Below are 2,790 nucleotides of genomic sequence, written 5' to 3' on the forward strand. Positions count from 1 at the left end.
GATTGGCCGACCGTGACCGTGCGCGTCATCCCCTTCGACACGGACAACGTGATCGGAACGGCACAGTCGATGCTCTACGCGTCCGGCCCGCGTCCCTGACGGGGCGCGGGGAACTGCGCGAGCAACCACCGACCGCCCGCACCCGACCGACCCGAGGCACCGCCCCAAAGGGGCGCGGGACGGGGCGCTAGATGTGGTGCGGCGGCTTTTCGTCCAGGAAGCGGGCGAGGTCGCCGCCTGCGGGGCGGTCGCCCCAGCCTCGGTCCGTGTCGTCGGCCGACGGGCGCGACAGCGGGTCGTCGAAGATCAGCGCGGCAGCGGGGTCAACGGGCTCGGGGGCAGTGCTCATGCCCTCAAGGGTAGGGCCATGCGCTCCGCGCGCGGGCCGGGCCGCCTGCGGTGAGAATCGGCCCATGAGCGTGCTGCGCCCCATGACCGAACGCGGACGCGACGAGTCGCACCGCGCCGCGACGCCCCTGGAGCTGTTCTTCGACCTGTGCTTCGTGGTCGCGGTGGCCCAGGCGGGCCGACAGCTGGTGCACGCGCTCGCCGAGGGGCATCCGCAGCACGGCATTTTCAGCTACTTGATGGCGTTTTTTGCCGTGTGGTGGGCTTGGATGAACTTCAGTTGGTTCTCCTCGGCGTACGACACGGACGACGTGCTCTACCGCGTCGTCACCCTCGTCCAGATCGCCGGTGTGCTGATCCTTGCCGGCGGCGTGCCCCGCGCCTTCGACCGCGGCGACTTCACGGCGGTCTGGTCGGGCTATGTCGTGATGCGGCTCGCCATGGTCTCGCAGTGGCTGCGGGCCGCGCACGGCTCCGAGGGCGAGGAGCGCAGCACGGCCCTGCGCTACGCGGCGGGCATCAGCCTGTGCCAGATCGGCTGGCTGGGGCTGCTGTTGCTGCCTGCCCACGCCAAGCCGTGGCTGTTCCTGGTGATGGCGGTCCTGGAGATGTGCGTGCCGCCCGTCGCCGAGCACCGCCACCAGACGGGCTGGCATCCGCACCACATCGCCGAGCGCTACGGCCTGTTCACCATCATCGTGCTCGGCGAGACCGTCTCCGCGGCCACGGTCGCCGTCCAGTCGGCGGTGGACGAGCACGGGGAGCTGAGCACCCTGCTGCCGATCGCGGCCGGCGGGCTGCTCGTCATCTTCGCCGCGTACTGGATCTACTTCGCCGTGCCCATCCACCTCCACCTGGCCTCCAACAGCCAGGCGTTCCTGTGGGGTTACGGGCACTATCCCGTCTTCGTCTCGGCGGCGGCGGTCGGGGCGGGCATCGAAGTGGCGATCGAGGCGGCGACGGGCAAGGCGCACATCTCGACGACGGCGGCCTCCGCGACCGTCACGATCCCCACCGCGCTGTTCATGGTCACCGTGTGGCTGATCCACTCCCGGCACCAGAAACGCGGCTTGGCCCAGCAGTTGGTGCTGCCCGTCTCGGCCGTGCTGGTCCTGCTGTGCACGTTCGCGGGCGGCAAGGCCGTGCTCGCCGCCGGTCTGGTGGCGGCCGCGACGGTCGTGGTGGGCGTCACTCTCACGACGAGGAGGGCGGCGCGGGAGCAGAGTGCGTGATACGCATGCCCCATGAATGCATTGCTGCGCCCGGGCCCTCGTGATGCACTGACCGACGTTCCCGGACTCCGTGTGGGACATGCCCAGTTGACCGGCGAGCGGGCCCTGAGCGGCACCACCGTCGTCCTGGCCGAGCCGGGCGGCGCGGTCGCCGCCGTGGACGTCCGGGGCGGTGGGCCCGGGACGCGGGAGACGGACGCCCTCGACCCGCGCAACCTCGTCCAGCGCATCGAAGCGGTCGTCCTCACCGGCGGCAGCGCGTTCGGGCTGGAGGCCGCGTCCGGGGTGATGGCCTGGCTGGAGGACGCGGGCCGGGGCGTTCGGGTCGGCCCGGACCCCGCCCAGGTGGTGCCCGTCGTCCCGGCCGCGGCCCTCTTCGACCTGGGCCGCGGCGGCGACTGGCGGGCCCGCCCGGACGCTGCCCTGGGCCGCCTGGCCGTCGAGGCCGCGGCGCGTACGGAGCCCGGGGCGCCGGTGGCCCAGGGCAACGTCGGAGCCGGCACCGGGGCGGTGGCCGGAGGCCTCAAGGGAGGCATCGGCACGGCGAGCGTGGTGCTGCCCTCGGGCGTGACGGTGGCCGCGCTCGCCGCCGTCAACGCGGCCGGAGCGGTGGCCGATCCGCACACGGGCGTCCTGTACGGGCAGCTCTACGAGGGCACTCGGGTCGCGTACCCGGAGCCGGAACGGCACGCGGCGGCACAGCGCGCACTGGACGCGGCGCGGCAGGAGTCGGCCCGGCGCTGGGCGGGCTCGGTCCGGCCCCCGCTCAACACCACGATCGCCGTGGTCGCGACGGACGCGGCCCTCACCCGCGCCCAGGCGCAGAAACTGGCCGGCACGGCACACGACGGCCTGGCCCGCGCAGTACGGCCGGTGCACCTGCTGACGGACGGCGACACGGTGTTCGCTTTGGCGACGGGCGCTCGCCCGTTGGCGGAGGACCAATCGCTGCCCAGCAGCGTGGACTTCACGGCAGGGGCCGTGAACGAGATCCTGGCGGCGGGGGCGGATGTGCTCACGCGGTGCGTGGTGAAGGCCGTGCGGGCCGCCGAGGGCATCAATGGCCCCGGCGGTGTGTTTCCGTCGTACACGGAGCTGTACGGCTGAGCGTTGCGTTCAGCTGCGGGCCGGTTGTGGCTGGTCGCGCAGTTCCCCGCGCCCCTGACGGGGCACGGAACTACTGGGGGCCACCGTGCGGGCCTCGGGGACG

The 2,790-nt window shown here is 73.0% G+C and carries 3 protein-coding genes; 2 read left to right on the forward strand and 1 reads right to left on the reverse strand.

What is annotated here, in order from left to right; translation table 11 throughout:
* Positions 1–187: 187 nt before the first annotated feature.
* Positions 188–349 carry a hypothetical protein gene (locus ACWD4B_RS35605; RefSeq protein WP_451424652.1) on the reverse strand — a complete coding sequence of 54 codons (162 nt, stop codon included), beginning with the start codon at positions 347–349 and terminating at the stop codon, positions 188–190.
* A gap of 64 nt (positions 350–413) precedes the next feature.
* On the opposite strand from ACWD4B_RS35605, the gene ACWD4B_RS35610 reads away from it, so the two are divergent.
* Both ACWD4B_RS35610 and ACWD4B_RS35615 read left to right on the forward strand, forming a co-directional pair.
* On the forward strand, positions 414–1,580 hold the full coding sequence (locus ACWD4B_RS35610; protein WP_451424653.1) for a low temperature requirement protein A: 1,167 nt from the start codon (positions 414–416) through the stop codon (positions 1,578–1,580).
* Between the two features lie 12 nt (positions 1,581–1,592).
* Positions 1,593–2,687, forward strand: a complete 1,095-nt coding sequence (locus tag ACWD4B_RS35615) for a P1 family peptidase (protein ID WP_451424654.1) — start codon at positions 1,593–1,595, stop codon at positions 2,685–2,687.
* Positions 2,688–2,790: the final 103 nt, after the last annotated feature.

This window comes from Streptomyces sp. NPDC002536 (assembly GCF_053594995.1).